Origin of the sequence: Paraburkholderia franconis, assembly GCF_009362735.1 — a bacterium.
In the GTDB taxonomy this organism is placed as follows: domain Bacteria; phylum Pseudomonadota; class Gammaproteobacteria; order Burkholderiales; family Burkholderiaceae; genus Paraburkholderia; species Paraburkholderia franconis.
In genome coordinates this window covers 159,150-174,905 of record NZ_WHNP01000004.1, presented here as the reverse complement: position 1 = coordinate 174,905, position 15,756 = coordinate 159,150, and the positions used below count along the sequence as shown (strand labels likewise).

At 64.3% G+C, this 15,756-nt stretch carries 12 protein-coding genes; 7 read left to right on the top strand and 5 right to left on the bottom strand.

The window, feature by feature from the left end:
• The first annotated feature begins 176 nt into the window (after positions 1–176).
• Positions 177–3,053: a hypothetical protein gene (locus GCT13_RS05825; RefSeq protein WP_152755835.1), complete on the top strand. Its 2,877-nt coding sequence runs from the start codon at positions 177–179 to the stop codon at positions 3,051–3,053.
• A gap of 141 nt (positions 3,054–3,194) precedes the next feature.
• On the opposite strand, the gene GCT13_RS05820 is transcribed toward GCT13_RS05825, so the two are convergent.
• On the bottom strand, positions 3,195–3,992 hold the full coding sequence (locus GCT13_RS05820) for an alpha/beta fold hydrolase (protein WP_152755833.1): 798 nt from the start codon (positions 3,990–3,992) through the stop codon (positions 3,195–3,197).
• Complete coding sequence (locus tag GCT13_RS05815; RefSeq protein WP_152755831.1) at positions 3,989–5,026, bottom strand: M14 family zinc carboxypeptidase; 1,038 nt, start codon at positions 5,024–5,026, stop codon at positions 3,989–3,991. The genes GCT13_RS05820 and GCT13_RS05815 overlap by 4 nt, the downstream gene beginning before the upstream one ends.
• Positions 5,027–5,297: 271 nt before the next feature.
• Here GCT13_RS05815 and phnC point away from each other — a divergent pair, with 271 nt between their 5' ends.
• The 4 genes from phnC to GCT13_RS05795 all read left to right on the top strand — a co-directional run bounded on the left by phnC (position 5,298) and on the right by GCT13_RS05795 (position 9,065).
• Positions 5,298–6,149, top strand: coding sequence for a phosphonate ABC transporter ATP-binding protein (phnC, locus tag GCT13_RS05810; protein WP_152755829.1), 852 nt, complete (start codon positions 5,298–5,300; stop codon positions 6,147–6,149).
• A 56-nt stretch (positions 6,150–6,205) separates the two neighbouring features.
• Positions 6,206–7,177, top strand: a complete 972-nt coding sequence (gene phnD / locus GCT13_RS05805; protein ID WP_152755827.1) for a phosphonate ABC transporter substrate-binding protein — start codon at positions 6,206–6,208, stop codon at positions 7,175–7,177.
• Positions 7,174–8,007, top strand: a complete 834-nt coding sequence (phnE, locus tag GCT13_RS05800) for a phosphonate ABC transporter, permease protein PhnE (RefSeq protein WP_152755825.1) — start codon at positions 7,174–7,176, stop codon at positions 8,005–8,007. Before phnD ends, phnE begins: the two co-directional genes overlap by 4 nt.
• A gap of 221 nt (positions 8,008–8,228) precedes the next feature.
• Positions 8,229–9,065 (top strand): EamA family transporter, encoded by an 837-nt coding sequence (locus tag GCT13_RS05795; protein WP_152755823.1) that lies wholly within the window; start codon positions 8,229–8,231, stop codon positions 9,063–9,065.
• Between the two features lie 40 nt (positions 9,066–9,105).
• Here the strand turns inward: GCT13_RS05795 and pdxR are convergent, their stop codons facing one another.
• Entirely contained in the window at positions 9,106–10,662 is a 1,557-nt protein-coding gene (gene pdxR, locus GCT13_RS05790) for a MocR-like pyridoxine biosynthesis transcription factor PdxR (protein ID WP_152755821.1), read from the bottom strand.
• 119 nt (positions 10,663–10,781) lie between these two features.
• Here pdxR and GCT13_RS05785 point away from each other — a divergent pair, with 119 nt between their 5' ends.
• Together GCT13_RS05785 and GCT13_RS05780 are read left to right on the top strand one after the other, a co-directional pair.
• The gene (locus GCT13_RS05785) at positions 10,782–12,065 is read left to right on the top strand and encodes a 4-aminobutyrate--2-oxoglutarate transaminase (protein ID WP_321574207.1); all 1,284 of its coding nucleotides are present in this window, start codon (positions 10,782–10,784) and stop codon (positions 12,063–12,065) included.
• A 29-nt stretch (positions 12,066–12,094) separates the two neighbouring features.
• Positions 12,095–13,561, top strand: coding sequence for an NAD-dependent succinate-semialdehyde dehydrogenase (locus GCT13_RS05780; RefSeq protein WP_152755817.1), 1,467 nt, complete (start codon positions 12,095–12,097; stop codon positions 13,559–13,561).
• A 78-nt stretch (positions 13,562–13,639) separates the two neighbouring features.
• On the opposite strand, the gene lipA is transcribed toward GCT13_RS05780, so the two are convergent.
• The gene (gene lipA / locus GCT13_RS05775; RefSeq protein WP_321574206.1) at positions 13,640–14,608 is read right to left on the bottom strand and encodes a lipoyl synthase; all 969 of its coding nucleotides are present in this window, start codon (positions 14,606–14,608) and stop codon (positions 13,640–13,642) included.
• An 11-nt stretch (positions 14,609–14,619) separates the two neighbouring features.
• Positions 14,620–15,732 carry an acetoin dehydrogenase dihydrolipoyllysine-residue acetyltransferase subunit gene (locus GCT13_RS05770; protein ID WP_152755813.1) on the bottom strand — a complete coding sequence of 371 codons (1,113 nt, stop codon included), beginning with the start codon at positions 15,730–15,732 and terminating at the stop codon, positions 14,620–14,622.
• Between the last annotated feature and the right edge of the window lie 24 nt (positions 15,733–15,756).

The window sequence follows — 15,756 nt, the reverse complement described above, 5'->3', positions numbered from 1 at the left end:
TGATTCACCCCGGTTCCCCTTGTGTGTGGCCGCTGTACGCGTGGCCGTTTTCCGACGGGCCTCAAACTCTGAGGGTGACTCATATCGCGTCATTACCTCCAGTCCTTAGAACGGGATTTCATGAGCATGTGCGCGCCTTCGTGCGCACGTTCAAAACCGTGAAGCGAGGTACGCATATGTTCACTCCCGTCAGCAGTACGGGCTCCAATGCATGGTCTCCCCAGTCATCACAGGATGAGCCGCAGCCACAGCCATCACAACCAATGCGGCCAACACAGCCGACACGGCAACCCAGGTCGGCCCCGACACTCTCGCAGGTACAGGGAACGCCGGCTGGCGCTGCAGGGGCGATTACACCGACGGAAGCGCAGCAGCTGATCGACCGTTACGAGAACGGCGACGGCTACCCGGACGACAGCACGAATGCCAGTTCGCTGGCGGATCTGCTGGCCGACGGCCTGCGCGGCATACCGCAGGATGTGGTCAGATTCGAGTCTCAGCTGATGCTCTACCGCCAGAAAATCGAAGCGCTACCGCAGCAGGAGCGTGAACGGTATGCCCGCATGCTGGAAAAAGGCGTCGAGGCTTATGAATCCGCGACCTCGGACGCGGACCGCCAGAAGATTGCGCGGAACATCACCGAAAACGTGTTCAAGCCAGTGGATGCGGCGTACCCGAAGGCCATGGCCGATCCGGCGCAGCGTGTGCAGCAGGAATTCACTCCGCCGTTTGGTGCGCAATACCTGGGAGCAGCGGGACAGCAGCAGGTCGCGTTACTGGCGCAACTGGGCAAGCAGTTCAGCCAGGCGAAAACACCGCAGGAGCGCGAGTCGCTGTTCAGGCAGGCGGCCGAAATACGCCACACCTTGCAGCACCAGATCCAGGCCCGCATTGCGCAGGCGAAAATACAGCTCGACCAGCAGTGGGCCGAGGCCGACAGGGAACTGGATGCGGCGCTTGAAGAGGCCAAAGACGCGGATATTGCGACGCCGGAGGGCGATTTCGACAACACGAGTTCGTACGAGCGGCTGAAGATATTTGGCCAAAAGGCCTTCACGTCACCGCGCAACGTGCAGGAATTCCAGTATCAGCTGCAGCAGCATCCGGAGAAATTCAAGGAGCTCAAGGACTGGTACAACGATGCGAACGCCAGAACGGAGTGGGCGCGTTCGTCGATGCTGGGCGATCCGTTGCGACGCACGCCCAACCTGCCGCCGCCGCTTCCGGACTTCACGAACACGCCAACCGACGATCTGCGCATGGGCCATTATGGACAGGAACTGCTGGATCGCGATCGGCTGGGGCTCAAGCTCGTGGGTGAGGACGAAGGCATGTATCACGCAGCCAGCCAGAGAGGGCCGATCGAAAACGGGTACCTCGCTGCGCATACGCCGCCGAAGCCACTGTGGCAACGGCGGACCGAGGATGGGATTGGACGGTTCCTCATCGGCATGATTCCCGGTGTGAACCTGTTCACTGACTGGATTGTCCCGGCGGACTCGCTTTCGCCCGACGAGAGAGCTGGCATTGACATCGCGTCGGGCGTTCTGGGCGGCATGCTTGGGGAAACGAAGTTTCCGGGGGGCAGATCCGGTAAAGCCAGGGAGGGTCACGAAGGCGGAGAAGGCGGTGCGCACTCACCGGGCGAGGGTGGGCCGAACGGGAAAGGCACCGGGGAAGGCAGGTCTGGCGGTACCAGGGGTGGAGGTCAGGGCGGTCCAGACGGCGCAGGTGCCGGCGGCACGGGTGGAACGGCCGGCAGGAGTGGTGGGACGGGCGGCGCGCCGGCAAGCGGGGCGGAGGCGCCGACGGGCATTCGAGGTGTGCCCGATAGGTACGTGAGCATCCCGGGCGAAGCGCTTACGCCGGATCCACAGTTCCGTGGCATTTACCGCGACAGCAAGGGGCAGGTCTATATCCAGCAGGACGGCCATACCTATGCGGTGCGCTACGACAAGGATAACGGCACGTGGCGTGTGACTTCACCGGAAGGCGGGACCAGGCCGTCGTATGCGGTGCGGCTGGATGGCAACGGGAACTGGGAGGTAAATCCGGATACGGGACTGGCGGGAGGGACGAAGTACACCGATGAAGTAGGTCGCAGGGCGTACGAGTCCTGGTACTCGGGTTCAAGTTACGACGAGGTTGGAAAGGAACTTGGCGTGGCCGACACTACTGCCAGAACATGGGCATCAAGATACGCAGAGACGCACCGCCTTCCGTCAATGCCTGGTGATGTCCGTCCTGGCAAGATTAAGGGATGGATGAACGACGGAAATAGCATGTATGCCGAACTGTCGAATGGGCGTCCCTTGCAGGAAGTCGCCAACAGACATACCGGGGGCAACACGTTCATGGCATATCGCAGTGCAATGCGATATGCCAAGACCAGTGGCGCCGACCCGAAACCGGTCCTGCGCGCCAGACTGCAGGAGATTGACGCCGAAGCCGCAGAAGGGCATGAACCTCAAAGGCAGGAACCAACGCCCTCGCAGCCGACGCAGGGTCAATCCCATCCGCAACCCCAGGTCGAGCCAATGACCCGGCAGCAGTACGATCGGACCCGGGAGCTCTACGACCAGGGCCAATCGCCCGAACAGATTGCACAGGAAACAGGTGTACCGCAGCAATGGGCCGAAGATGTCGTACACGGCCGCGGATACTGGTCGCCATCGAAGCAGGCGTACGTCGAGCCCATCTACGACCCCGAGCATACGGAGGCGGGGCCGTCGGCGAAGCGTCAGCGTGTGGAGCCTGAGGCACCAGGAACGTCCGGTGTCCAGTCCGCCGCGCAGGAAACTCCGGGATGGGGACGCAATGAACTCCGGCAGTACATCGACGATGGGAGCAAGCTTGACAACGCGACCTTTGAGGACATCTATCATTGGCTCAACGAAGGCGGCCCCGAGCCGGCCGGATTGCAGCAGGAGATGATCGATCAGGGCTTTCCGGATCTGACTCCGCAAATGGTGCGCGACTATCTCGATCCCAATAGTCGCGCGCAGTTCACCACGCAGCAGCGCATCAGGATTGCGCAGTGGCTCGGTCTTTGACACTCGCATTGCAGCTCGTTCCGAACGATGGCACGAGCTCGTCGAACTCTTCAACGCCCACTTAGCGTTAAGTGGGCCGTATAAAAACCGTATTGCGGATTTCATGGCCGCATTGACCGGCTAATCGGACTCTCCGCGTTTTCACTCCCCGGCTGTCTGCACGAGCCAGGCGCGAATGCGCTCGACGGTCCAGGCGGGGTCGTCGTGAGGCAGGTCGTGACCGGCCCACGGATGCATCCAGTGATCCGCGCCCCACGCCGCAGCCAGCGATGCCGAGCACGCGGGATCGACGAGCCCGTCCTCGCGTGACGACAGCACGAGCGTCGCGCACGCGGGCTGCCGCTTTCCCGCGCTGAAGCGCGCCGCCGCAAGCAGCTGACGCAGCGCGTTCGCGCGGCTCACGGGCGCGCTCGTGCGAATGTCCGTCCACGTTTTCACGTCCGCGGCGCGCGTCTTGCCGTTGTTGCACGTCAGGCGGTGAATCACGGCCTCGGCGACGGACGGCGCATTCCAATGCCGCGCGGCGCGCAAGAGCCCCGGCCATGCCTGGCGACGCAACCTTTCGTCGAAACGGCTGAACGGCCGCATGCTGGTGTTGATCAGCACGAGCCGCGCGATTTCGTCGGGACGCCGCTGCGCCCAGCAGGCCGCGACCATGCCGCCCAATGACATCGCCAGCACGCAGAACGGCCCCGGCGCGCCGCGTTCGCGCGCGGCGGCTCGCACGAAATCGACCATCTCCGCCACGCGCAGCGGCGCACGCAGATCCGCGTATTCGCCGTTGCCAGGCAGGTCGATCGTGAGCACGCGCACACGCGAACTTCCCGCCGCCGGCGCATCGCCCGTGATGCCGTCGAGCGCCTCGCGCAACGCATCCGGGAGCGCGCCCCAGTGCCTCGCTTCGCGTGTCAGCCCACGCAGCAGAATCCACGTATTCATTTGCGCTCGGACTTGTACCAGTGATCGATCGCGTGATCGAGCAGTTCGTCGCGGCGGTGCCCTTGCGGCAGCCAGCGCTGCGGCGCATACGCGGCACGCGTCAGGAAATCGAGCAGATTCGCGTGACGCCGCAACACGCGCGCGGTGCGATGCGCTTTCACGGGATTGAACATCCCCTGCCGCGAAAAGATCTGCCGCGGATTCTTCTTGATCCACAACCACGAGCCGAGTTCGAGCGTCATCGGCAGAAAGATGTTGGGCGGCGGCGTGCGGTCGTAGGCCCAGTCCCACAGGTCGCCGTGCAGCAGGTATTGATGGCTCTGCGGCTCGAATATGTAGCCGTGATGCGGATGCGCGCGCTCGAACATCGTCTTGAGCGCGTACATCTCCGGCAGATGCGCCATCGCGCGGCGCGTCTTCGCGTACGGAAACCAGATGCTGTCGGTCCAGCCGTAGCCCGAATGGCAATCGAGCGCGAACGACAACGGCCGCACCGCCAGGTCTTCTTCGACGACGCGCAGCAGCGCCGCCGCCTCCACCTCCATCGGCGAGCCGCGCCGCCCGCGATACCACGGCAGCCACGAACCGACCCGTTGCCCGCCCGCGAGCCACGGCACGCGCTCCTCGGCATCCTGCGGCGCGTTGCGCATCAGGTCGACGCCGTTCGGATTCGCGCGCGTCGCGGCCCACATGCCGCCGGGGTTGACGATCGGCATGAAGATGAGGCGGATCGATTGAAGCTGGCGCACGAGCAGCTCGTCCCATTCGAGCCGCCCGAGCAGCGCGCGCATGTAGTCGAGGACGAGTTGGGTGCCGATCCGTTCGAGCCCGTGAATGCCGCCGAAAAAGCCGATTGCGGGCGCCCGCGGATCGCGCGAGCCGATGCTCGCGGTGTGCACGGAAAAGGTCCTGCCGTGAGCGTGCGTTTCGCAAACGGTATGAATCTCGAAGCTGCCGCTGCCGACGTCGAGTATCGCCTTCAGATCTTCGTACTCCGCGAACGTATCGGGCAGAAAGCTGAGAGCGTGTGGCATGGGCGGCGCCCGTTGTGGAGGTTATTGGAGACGGCTCACGCGCTGATGCCCCAACTATAGCGGTTAGAGCTTGCCAATGGATGACAGACGACCGATCGCGCCGCGCCTGTCATATGAGTGACACATTGCAGCGCGTTTCGCGCCGCTTTTGGGTTTTCCCGGAAAGATATAGTCGTCTAGATGTTGCGACGCCTTCACTCAACCGTCATACGCGCTTTCTAGAATGTCCCACAACTTCCGGCAAAGCACCGGAGCCATCGACAGGACACACATGGACGCAATCCGCATCGAACGTCTGAGCAAGACTTTCAGCAATGGTCGCAAGGCGCTCGACGAAATCGACCTGCGGGTCGAACAAGGCGAAATGGTGGCGCTGATCGGCGCGTCCGGCTCGGGCAAATCGACATTGCTGCGTCACATCGCCGGCTTCACAGCATCGGATGCGCAGCCTTCGCAGATCTCGATACTCGGCCGCCCGATCCAGCAGAACGGCCGCATCGTGCGCGAAGTGCGCAGCATTCGCCGCGACATCGGCTTCGTGTTCCAGCAGTTCAACCTCGTGAACCGGCTGAGCGTCGAAGCCAACGTGCTGATCGGCGCGCTCGCGCGGCTGCCGCTGTGGCGCCGGCTCACGGGCGCGTTTCCGCGCGGCGAACGCGAGCTGTCGATGTCGGCGCTCAATGAAGTCGGCATCGGCGAGCATGCGCGCGAACGCGCGTCGAATCTGTCGGGCGGCCAGCAGCAGCGCGCGGCGCTGGCGCGCACGCTCGTGCAGCAGGCGCGCATCATCCTCGCCGACGAGCCGATCGCATCGCTCGACCCCGAGTCGTCGCGCCGCGTGATGGACATGCTGCGCACGCTGAACGTCGAACATCAGTTGACGGTGCTGGTGTCGCTGCATCAGGTCGAAATCGCGATGCAGTACTGCAAGCGCACGATCGCGATGCGGCGCGGCAAGGTCGTCTATGACGGAGCTTCTTCGGCGCTCACGCCAGCGCTTTTGCAAAAGCTCTATGGCGACGACGCGCGCGAGCTGCTTGAGGACAACCCCGCCGCCGACAGCACGCAAGGCACGACGTCCCGCGCGCGCGTCATACCGTTCGATGCGGCGCGTTCCGCCTGATCGCTTCCTTTTCAACAGCAACGCAGTATCCGACTCACTCACCTGGATCAGAACTCATGAAATTTTTGCGCTCTCTGCTCGTCGGCGTCGCGGCCGTGTCGACTTTTGCCAGCTTCGCCGCTCAGGCCGAAGATCTGAACCTCGGCATCATCTCGACCGATTCGTCGTCGGTGCTCAAGCAACGCTGGCAGCCGCTCATCGACGACATGAACAAGCAGACGGGGCTGAACGTCAAGGCGTTCTTCGCAACCGACTACGCGGGCATCATCGAAGGCATGCGTTTCAACAAGGTGCAGGTCGCGTATCTCGGCAACGCATCGGCGATGGAAGCCGTCGACCGCTCGAATGGCGAAGTGTTCGCGAAGACGACCTACGCGAACGGCGAAGCCGGCTACTACTCGCTACTGATCACGAACGTGAACAGCCGCTTCAAGACGCTCGACGACGTGTTCAAGAACACGAAGGACGTGACGCTCGGCTTTGGCGATCCGAACTCGACGTCGGGCACGCTGATCCCCGGCTACTACCTGTTCGCCGCGCACAACACGAACGTGCGTACGGGGTTCAAGACGGTGATGCCCGCGAGCCACGAAGCGAACCTGCTCGCCGTCGTGAACAACAAGGTCGACATCGCGACGAACAACACCGAGCAGCTCGACTCGCTGAAGAAGCACCACCCCGAGCAGTTCGCCCAAGTGCGCGTGCTGTGGAAATCGCCGCTGATTCCGTCGGACCCACTCGTGTATCGCAAGGATCTGCCGGACGCGACGAAGGAAAAGGTGCGCAAGTTCTTCTACGGCTACGGCAAGACCGACGCGCATGAGAAGGAAGTGCTTGCGAATATCTTCGGCTATAGCGGCTTTGCGCCGTCGACGGACGCGCAGCTCGCGCCCGTTCGCCAGGTCGCGCTGTTCCAGCAGAAACAGAAGATCGAAGCCGACACGTCGCTGTCCGACGCGGACCGCAAGACGCAGACGGCCGCGATCGACGCGAAGCTGTCCGCACTCAGCGCAGCATCGAAGCAATGAACACAGCCGACCTGAGCGCCGACCGCTCGACCACTTCGTCCGCGCAGCCGTCGAAGGCGATGGCTGCGGCGGCGGGCAAGCGCAGCTGGACATCGCTCGTCGGCTGGATCGCCGTGATCGCCGTGCTGGGCCTGTCGTGGCATCCCGCCGACATGCGCCCGCTCGATCTGCTGTCCGACTCGGGCAACATGGGCCAGTTCGCGCGGGACTTCTTTCCGCCTGACTTCAGCGACTGGCGCACGTACCTGCACGAAATGATGGTGACGCTCGCCGTCGCGGTGTGGGGCACCGCGCTGTCGCTCGTGTGCGCGGTGCCGTTCGGCCTGCTGTCCGCACACAACATGGCGCCCGCGTGGGTCGTGCAGCCCGTGCGCCGCATCATGGACGCGTGCCGCGCGATCAACGAAATGGTGTTCGCGATGCTGTTCATCGTCGCGGTCGGACTCGGGCCGTTTGCGGGCGTGCTGGCGTTGTGGGTGCACACGACGGGCGTGCTCGCGAAGCTCTTCGCCGAAGCCGTCGAAGCGATCGATCCGCGTCCCGCCGAGGGCGTGCGCGCGACGGGCGCAACGAGCCTCGACGAGATCATCTATGGCGTGCTGCCGCAGGTGCTGCCGCTGTGGATTTCGTATGCGCTGTACCGCTTCGAATCGAACGTGCGCTCGGCGATGGTCGTCGGCATGGTCGGCGCGGGCGGCATCGGCGTCGTGCTGTACGAGTCGATCCGCTCGTTCAACTACGCGCAGACGGCGGCCGTGATGCTGATGGTGATCGTCGTCGTGACGGTGATCGATCTGCTGTCGGCAAAGCTGCGCGAACGCGTGATCTGAGCGTACGCGGCGCGTCTTCTGAACGCGGCGCTTGCAAGGGCCTCGATCAGGGCCTGAGCAAGCGCCGCGTTTTCTTTGGTTCTCTCCTTAAGCGCGGGCCTGGACGCGCTAGCACGCCACCCGCGCGATTTCCACAAATCCCCTCCTGTTCGCACAAAAAGCCACAGCAAACCGCCCGGCTGCGGAATAATCACTCTTTTGCCGCCCCCTCTTTTCCTTCGATGGATACCCTCATCGTTCTGCTCGTCCTGTTGTCCGCGATGCTCCACGCGAGCTGGAACGCGTTCCTGCGCCTCGCTGAAGACCGCATCTGGCTGCTCGGCATGATGTCGATTCCGTATGTCGCCGTCAGCGCGATCGGCGTGGCCGTGCTGCCGCTGCCCGCGCCGGGCGCGTGGCCGTACATCGCGGCGTCCGTCGTGCTCGAATTCGGCTATTGCCTCGCGCTGATCCGCGCGTATCACAGCGGCGACTTCGGACAGATCTATCCGATTGCGCGCGGGCTCTCGCCGCTGCTCGTGTTCGCCGGCGCGCTCGTGTTCGCGCACGAGTCGCTGAAGCCGCTCGCCGCGACGGGCGTCGCGCTGGTGTCGCTCGGCATCGTGTCGCTCGCCTTTCGCCGCGACATGCGCTTTTCCAGCGAGAGCGTGCCCTACGCGCTGCTGACGGGCCTCTTCATTGCGTCGTATTCGGTCGTCGACGGCATCGGCGCGCGCGTCGCGGGCAACGGCATGAGCTACATCATGTGGGTCTATCTGCTGTGGAACGTGCCGCAGTTCCTGCTCGTCTGGTATTGGCGCGGCGGCGCGAAGGGACTCTTCACGTCGCGCGAGACGATGGTCAAAGGGATGCTCTCGGGCGTGATCGCGCTGAGCGCGTATTGCCTGATCATCGAGGCGTATCGCTATCTGCCTATCGCGATGGTGTCCGCGTTGCGCGAACTCAGCTCGATCTTCGCGGTGCTGATCGGCTTTTCGTTCATGCACGAGAGGCTGACGGCGCGCCGTATCGTCGCGTGCACACTCGTTACGCTCGGCGCGGTGCTGATCCGGCTATAGCGGCTCTGCTGGCGCGACTTTCACGCGCATTCGCGCGCATTCACGCAAAGAGCGGCAACGTCGCGTCGATCGCTTGCGCGAGCGTGTCGAATGCGGGCGCGATCTCGTCATCGGGTACGCACGCGTAGCCGATCAACAGCCCCGACTGCGCGCGCGATGCCTGCGCGTAATACCCCGACAGCGGACGCACGACGATATTGCGTTCGAGCGCAGCCGCGGCGACGGCGCGGTCGTCGGTGCCTTCGGGCAATTGCATCACCAGATGCAGGCCCGCATCGCCGCCGACCGCGGGCAACGCGTCGCCATAACGCCGCGCGGCGGCGTCGAGCAACGCGGAACGCCGCTGGCCATAGAGCGTGCGCATCTTGCGGATGTGGGACGTGAAATGCCCTTCGCTGATGAACTCCGCGAGCATCGCCTGCTGCAGCAACTGCCCTTCGCGATACAGCTCGGCGCTCGCCGTCGCGAAGCTCTCGGCCAGCGCCTCCGGCGCGACGAGATAGCCGATCCGCAGCCCCGGAAACAGCGTCTTGCCGAAGCTGCCGACATAGATCACCTGCCCCGACGTGTCGAGCCCCTGCAACGACGCGAGCGGCCGGTTGCCGTAGCGGAATTCGCTGTCGTAGTCGTCCTCGATGATCCAGCAGTGATGCTGCCGCGCGTATTCGAGCAGCATCCGCCGCCGCGCGAGACTCATCACCATGCCGAGCGGGTACTGGTGCGACGGCGTCACGAGCATCAGCTTCGGCGGATACGCGAGATCGTCGGGCGACGGGTTGATGCCTTCGTCGTCGACGGCAATCGGCCGCGACTTCAGTCCCGACACGTGCATCACGCTGCGCACGCCCCAGTAGCATGGGTCTTCCGTCCAGATCACATCACCGGGATCGGTCAGCAGACGCACGGCCAGATCGACGGACTGATGAATGCCCGTCGTGATGACGATCTGCTCGGGCGTGCAGCGCACGGAGCGCGACGTGCGCAGATAGTCCGCGAGCGCGTGGCGCAGCAGGGACAGACCGCCGCCCGGCGCATACGTCAGCAGATCGGGCCGCAGACGCCGCCAGTACTTGTTGTGCAGACGGCTCCACACGCGCGCGGGAAAGCGCGTCACATCGGGCACGCCGGGCATGAAAGCACCCCATTGACGCTTCGACACACCCGCGGCCGCGATCAGCCGCGAACCGCGCTGCGACAGCGCCCGAGCAGCGGGCTGCGCGGGCAGCAGCGCTTTGGACCGGGCGGGCGGCAGCGCCTGCTGCAACTGCTCCAACGCGCTCGGGCGCGTCGGCGTGGCCTGCGCATCGGGCGATCCGACGATTTCATCCGGCGACGTATCGGCGACGAACGTGCCGCGCCCCGTGGCGGACGTCACGTAGCCTTCCAGCGCCAGTTGCTCGTAGACCTGCGTGACGGTATTGCGCGCGATGCCCAGCTCGTTCGCGAGCAGCCGCGACGACGGCACCTTGCTGCCCGCCGGCAACTCGCGCGTGAGGATCGCCTGTTGCAGCAGCCGATGCAGCTGCCGATACACGGGCTGACCGTTGCCGCGGTCCATACGCTGGGCCAGCCAGTCGGATAACACGCTCGCACGCATGAATTGGCTCCTGGTTTTTTATTGAAATGGCTCTGAAACCTAGAGCCAAATATAAGTATAGTCGCTGCATGTGCCGCAATGAACGCGAGCGCGCGAACGAACCCAACCAGGAGATCTCCGTGAAGAATGCCGAACTGAAGAGCCGCAAGGACGCCGCCACGCCGCGCGGCGTGGGCGTGATGTGCGATTTCTACGCTGCGCGCGCCGAGAACGCGGAGCTATGGGACATCGAGGGCCGCCGCGTGATCGACTTCGCGGCGGGCATTGCCGTGTGCAACACGGGCCATCGCCATCCGAAGATCGTCGAGGCCGTGCGCGCGCAACTGGACCAGTTCACGCACACGGCGTATCAGATCGTGCCGTATGCGTCGTATGTCGAGCTGGCCGAGAAGATCAACCAGCGCGCGCCGGGCGACTATCCGAAGAAGACGGCTTTCTTCACGACGGGCGCCGAGGCCGTCGAAAACGCGATCAAGATCGCGCGCGCGGCGACGGGCCGTCCGGGCGTGATCGCGTTCACGGGCGCCTTTCATGGCCGCACGATGATGGGCATGGCGCTGACGGGCAAGGTCGCGCCGTACAAGCTGAGCTTCGGCCCGTTCCCGGCCGACGTTTTCCACGCGCCGTTCCCGAATCCGCTGCATGGCGTGACGACGGCCGATTCGCTGAAGGCGATCGAGCATCTGTTCAAGGCCGACATCGATCCGAAGCGCGTCGCCGCGATCATCTTCGAACCGGTGCAAGGCGAAGGCGGCTTCTATCCCGCGCCCGCCGAGTTCGTGCGCGCGCTGCGCAAGCTGTGCAACGAGCACGGCATTCTGCTGATCGCCGATGAAGTGCAAACGGGCTTTGCGCGCACGGGCAAGCTGTTCGCGATGCATCACTATGACGTCGTGCCCGATCTGATGACGATGGCGAAGAGCCTCGCGGGCGGCCTGCCGTTGTCGGGTGTGGTCGGCCGCGCCGATCTGATGGATGCCGCCGCGCCCGGCGGACTGGGCGGAACATATGCGGGCAATCCCTTGGCGGTGGCTGCGGCGCATGCCGTGCTGTCGATCATCGATGAAGAGAAGCTCTGCGAGCGCGCTGTCGAACTGGGCGACCGGCTCAAGGGCCGTCTGAGCGCGCTGCAGGCGGAAGTGCCGCAGATGGCCGACGTGCGCGGGCCGGGCGGCATGGTAGCGGTCGAGTTCTGCAAGCCGGGCACGTCGGAGCCGGATGCCGATTTCACGAAGCGCGTGCAGACGCGTGCGCTCGAACGTGGGCTTCTGCTGCTGGTTTGCGGCGTCTATTCGAACGTCATCCGGTTCCTGTTCCCGCTGACGATTCAGGATGCCGTCTTCGACGAGGCGCTTGCCATTCTCGAAGATGCGTTGAAAGAGACCGTAGGCGTCGCTGCCTGAAGTCGCAGACAAGCAAAGGACAAACCGATATGACCGACCTCCGTAGCAAACTGAAAGACCCGGCGCTGCTGCAAAGCAACGCGTATATCGACGGCGAATGGCAAGGCGCCGATAACGCCGAAACATTCGAAGTGCTGAACCCGGCAACGAGCGAACTCATCGCGCACGTTCCGCGCATGGGCGCACAGGAAACGCGCCGCGCGATCGAAGCGGCGAACAAGGCATGGCCTGCATGGAAGGCAAAGACGGGCAAGCAGCGCGCGGCAATCCTGCGCAAGTGGAACGACCTGATACTGGCGAACGCCGACGACCTCGCGTTGATCCTGACGACGGAGCAAGGCAAGCCGCTCGCCGAAGCCAAGGGCGAAATCGGCTATGCGGCCTCGTTTCTCGAATGGTTCGGCGAGGAAGCGAAGCGCGTCTACGGCGACACGATCCCGACAGTAGCCAGCGACAAGCGCATCGTCGTGACGAAAGAGCCCGTCGGCGTGTGTGCTGCGATTACGCCGTGGAATTTCCCGGCCGCGATGATCACCCGCAAGGTCGGTCCGGCGCTCGCGGCCGGCTGCCCGATCATCGTCAAGCCTGCTGAAGCGACGCCGCTGTCGGCGCTTGCGCTTGCCGTGCTCGCCGAGCGCGCGGGCGTGCCCGCCGGCATCTTCAACGTCGTCACCGGCGATCCGAAACCGATCGGCGGCGAGATGACCAGCAACCCCATCGTGCGCAAGCTGTCGTTCACGGGCTCGACGGGCGTCGGGTGTCTGCTGATGGCGCAGTGCGCGCCGACCGTCAAGAAGGTCTCGCTCGAACTTGGCGGCAATGCGCCGTTCATCGTGTTCGATGACGCCGATCTCGATGCCGCCGTCGAAGGCGCCCTTGCATCGAAGTACCGCAACAGCGGCCAGACCTGCGTGTGCACGAACCGCTTCTATGTGCACGGCAGCGTCTACGATGCGTTCGCTGAAAAGCTGAGCGCAGCCGTCGCGAAACTCAAGGTCGGATACGGCACCGAGCAAGGCGTGCAGCAAGGGCCGCTCATCAACGAGGCCGCGGTGCTCAAGGTCGAATCGCATATCGAAGATGCGCTCGGTAAAGGCGCGCGCGTCGTGACGGGCGGCAAGCGTCATGCGCTCGGTCACGGCTTCTTCGAGCCGACCGTGCTCGCCGATGTCACGCCCGACATGAAAGTGGCCCGCGACGAAACGTTCGGTCCGCTCGCGCCGCTGTTCCGCTTCACATCGGATGCCGAGGTGATCGAGATGGCGAACAGCACCGAATTCGGCCTCGCGTCGTACTTCTATAGCCGCGATATCGGCCGCATCTGGCGTGTCGCGGAAGCGCTGGAGTTCGGGATGGTCGGCATCAATACAGGTGCGATCTCGAATGAAGTCGCGCCGTTTGGCGGCGTCAAGCAGTCGGGCCTGGGCCGCGAAGGTTCGCACTATGGGATCGACGAGTATGTCGTGATCAAGTATATGTGTATGGGGGGCGTGTAATTCCCTGAGCAGCACGCGTAAACGAAACAGGCCGGTTGCCTCTCATGCAACCGGCCTGTTCGCTTCATCGCGCCCCGCTCACCCCAGCCCCGCCGTCTCACCCGCATGATACGAAGAGCGCACGAGCGGTCCCGACACCACTTCCCTGAATCCCAGCTTCAGCCCCTCCGCTCTGAAAGCATCGAACGTCTGCGGCGAAACATACCGCCTGACAGGCATATGAAACTTCGACGGCGCGAGATACTGCCCGATCGTCAGCACATCGACTTCATGCTCCCGGATGTCGCGCATCGTGTCCACCAACTCATCGTCGCGTTCGCCGAGACCCGCCATCAACCCCGACTTCGTGACGACGGAAGCATTCGCCTCCTTCACGCGCCGCAGCAACGCCAGCGAGCCGCGATAATCCGCGCCCGCCCGCGCCGCCCGATACAGCGAAGGCACCGTCTCGACGTTGTGATTGAACACATCCGGCCACGCAGCCGATAACGCATCGAGTGCATGATCGACACGTCCCCGGAAATCCGGCGTCAACACTTCGACGCGTATGCCCGGCACGCGCTCGCGCAACAGCGCGACACAGCGCGCGAAATGCGCCGCGCCGCCGTCGCGCAGATCGTCGCGATCCACCGACGTGATCACCACATACCGCAGCCCCAATTCGGCCACGGCATCGGCGAGCCGCGCCGGTTCTTCGTCGTCGAGCGGCAACGGACGGCCGTGCGCGACATCGCAGAACGCACAACGGCGCGTACAGATGCCGCCCATGATCATGAACGTCGCCGTGCGCTGCGCGAAGCATTCGCCGATATTCGGGCACATCGCCTCCTCGCACACCGAATGCAGACGATGCTCGCGCAGTATCGATGCCATGCCCGCCACCGTCTCGCTCATCATCGGCCGTGCGCGCAGCCATGACGGCTTCGGCAACGCGTCGCGGCGCTCGGGCGGCACGATCTTCACGGGGATGCGCGCGAGCTTGTCGCGCGCACGCTTGCCGTGCTGCCCGAGCGCGGTGACGCTGTCGTGCGTAGACGCTTGCTGCACGCCATCCATCGTCACGCCCCGAAGAAGTCGTTGAGCAAGCGGTTCACTTCGGATGCCGACTCCATCTGCACCATGTGCCCCTTGCCTTGCAGCACATGCACGCGGATATCGCCGGGCAATCCCTGCGCGTGGCTCGCCGGAATAATCTGGTCCAGTTCGCCCCAGATCACGAGCGTGCGCGGCGCGAGACTGTCGATACGATCGCGATAGTTGCGCTGTTGCACGCCCTCTTTGAACGACGACGACGCGATCTTCTGCAACGTCTCGCTCACGCCTTCGAGCCGCTTGTACTTCACGATGTCCTCGACGAGTTGCCGCGTGACGAGCGAGCCATCGGCGAAGAGCTTCGTCAGATGCGGCTTCAGCGTATTGCGGCTGTTGCCCGCGACGAATCCGTCGATGTACTCACGATTGATCTCGTCGCCCAGACCCGCGCCCGAGATCAACGCAAGCGACGCCACGCGCTGCGGCGCCCTGTCGGCCACCGTCATCGCGACGAGACTGCCCATCGAATGCCCGACGAGATGGGCCCGCTCGATGCCGCGATCGTCGAGAAACGCGATCACGCTGTCGGCGAGTTCGTCCACGCTGCCCGACTCGACGGCTTTGGTCGATTCGCCATGCCCCGGCAAATCCAGCGCATACACCGTGCGATGCGCGGCAAGATCGGCGTGATTGAAGAGCCAGTTGTTCAGATCGCCGCCGAAGCCGTGGATCAGCACGGCGGGCGTGCCGCCATCGCCGATCTTCAGGTAACGCACCGTGCGTCCGCCGATCTGCGCTTTCTCCGGCTGCGGGCCAGCGTCCGCCAAATCGGCGGCGAGCGGCACGAAGTCGCGCTGAAATGCTTCGACGGCTGCATCGATGTCGGCGTCCGCGTCGTCGGCGTCGGCCACCACGCCCAGCAGCGCGCCGACAGGCAGCGTGTCGCCTTCCTGCGCGATCTGCCGGCGCAACGTGCCGTCGAATGCGCATTCGACACCCGACGCGATCTTGTCGCTCTCCACGTCGAGTACTTCGTCGCCCTTCGCCACCTTGTCGCCTTGCGATTTCAGCCAGCCGTTGACCTGCCCCTGCTCCATCGACAGGCCCCACTTGGGCATCGTGATCATGTGAATCGACATTGCTCAGTTCCTCGCTTGGTGCAT

Excerpts from the sequence above, each read along its gene's own strand:
- phnC (WP_152755829.1), top strand. The coding sequence starts at position 5,298 with ATGGACGCAATCCGCATCGAACGTCTGAGCAAGACTTTCAGCAATGGT.
- GCT13_RS05780 (WP_152755817.1), top strand. The coding sequence starts at position 12,095 with ATGACCGACCTCCGTAGCAAACTGAAAGACCCGGCGCTGCTGCAAAGC.
- phnE (WP_152755825.1), top strand. The coding sequence starts at position 7,174 with ATGAACACAGCCGACCTGAGCGCCGACCGCTCGACCACTTCGTCCGCG.
- phnD (WP_152755827.1), top strand. The coding sequence starts at position 6,206 with ATGAAATTTTTGCGCTCTCTGCTCGTCGGCGTCGCGGCCGTGTCGACT.
- GCT13_RS05820 (WP_152755833.1), bottom strand. The coding sequence starts at position 3,992 with ATGAATACGTGGATTCTGCTGCGTGGGCTGACACGCGAAGCGAGGCAC.
- GCT13_RS05825 (WP_152755835.1), top strand. The coding sequence starts at position 177 with ATGTTCACTCCCGTCAGCAGTACGGGCTCCAATGCATGGTCTCCCCAG.
- GCT13_RS05795 (WP_152755823.1), top strand. The coding sequence starts at position 8,229 with ATGGATACCCTCATCGTTCTGCTCGTCCTGTTGTCCGCGATGCTCCAC.
- GCT13_RS05815 (WP_152755831.1), bottom strand. The coding sequence starts at position 5,026 with ATGCCACACGCTCTCAGCTTTCTGCCCGATACGTTCGCGGAGTACGAA.
- pdxR (WP_152755821.1), bottom strand. The coding sequence starts at position 10,662 with ATGCGTGCGAGCGTGTTATCCGACTGGCTGGCCCAGCGTATGGACCGC.
- GCT13_RS05770 (WP_152755813.1), bottom strand. The coding sequence starts at position 15,732 with ATGTCGATTCACATGATCACGATGCCCAAGTGGGGCCTGTCGATGGAG.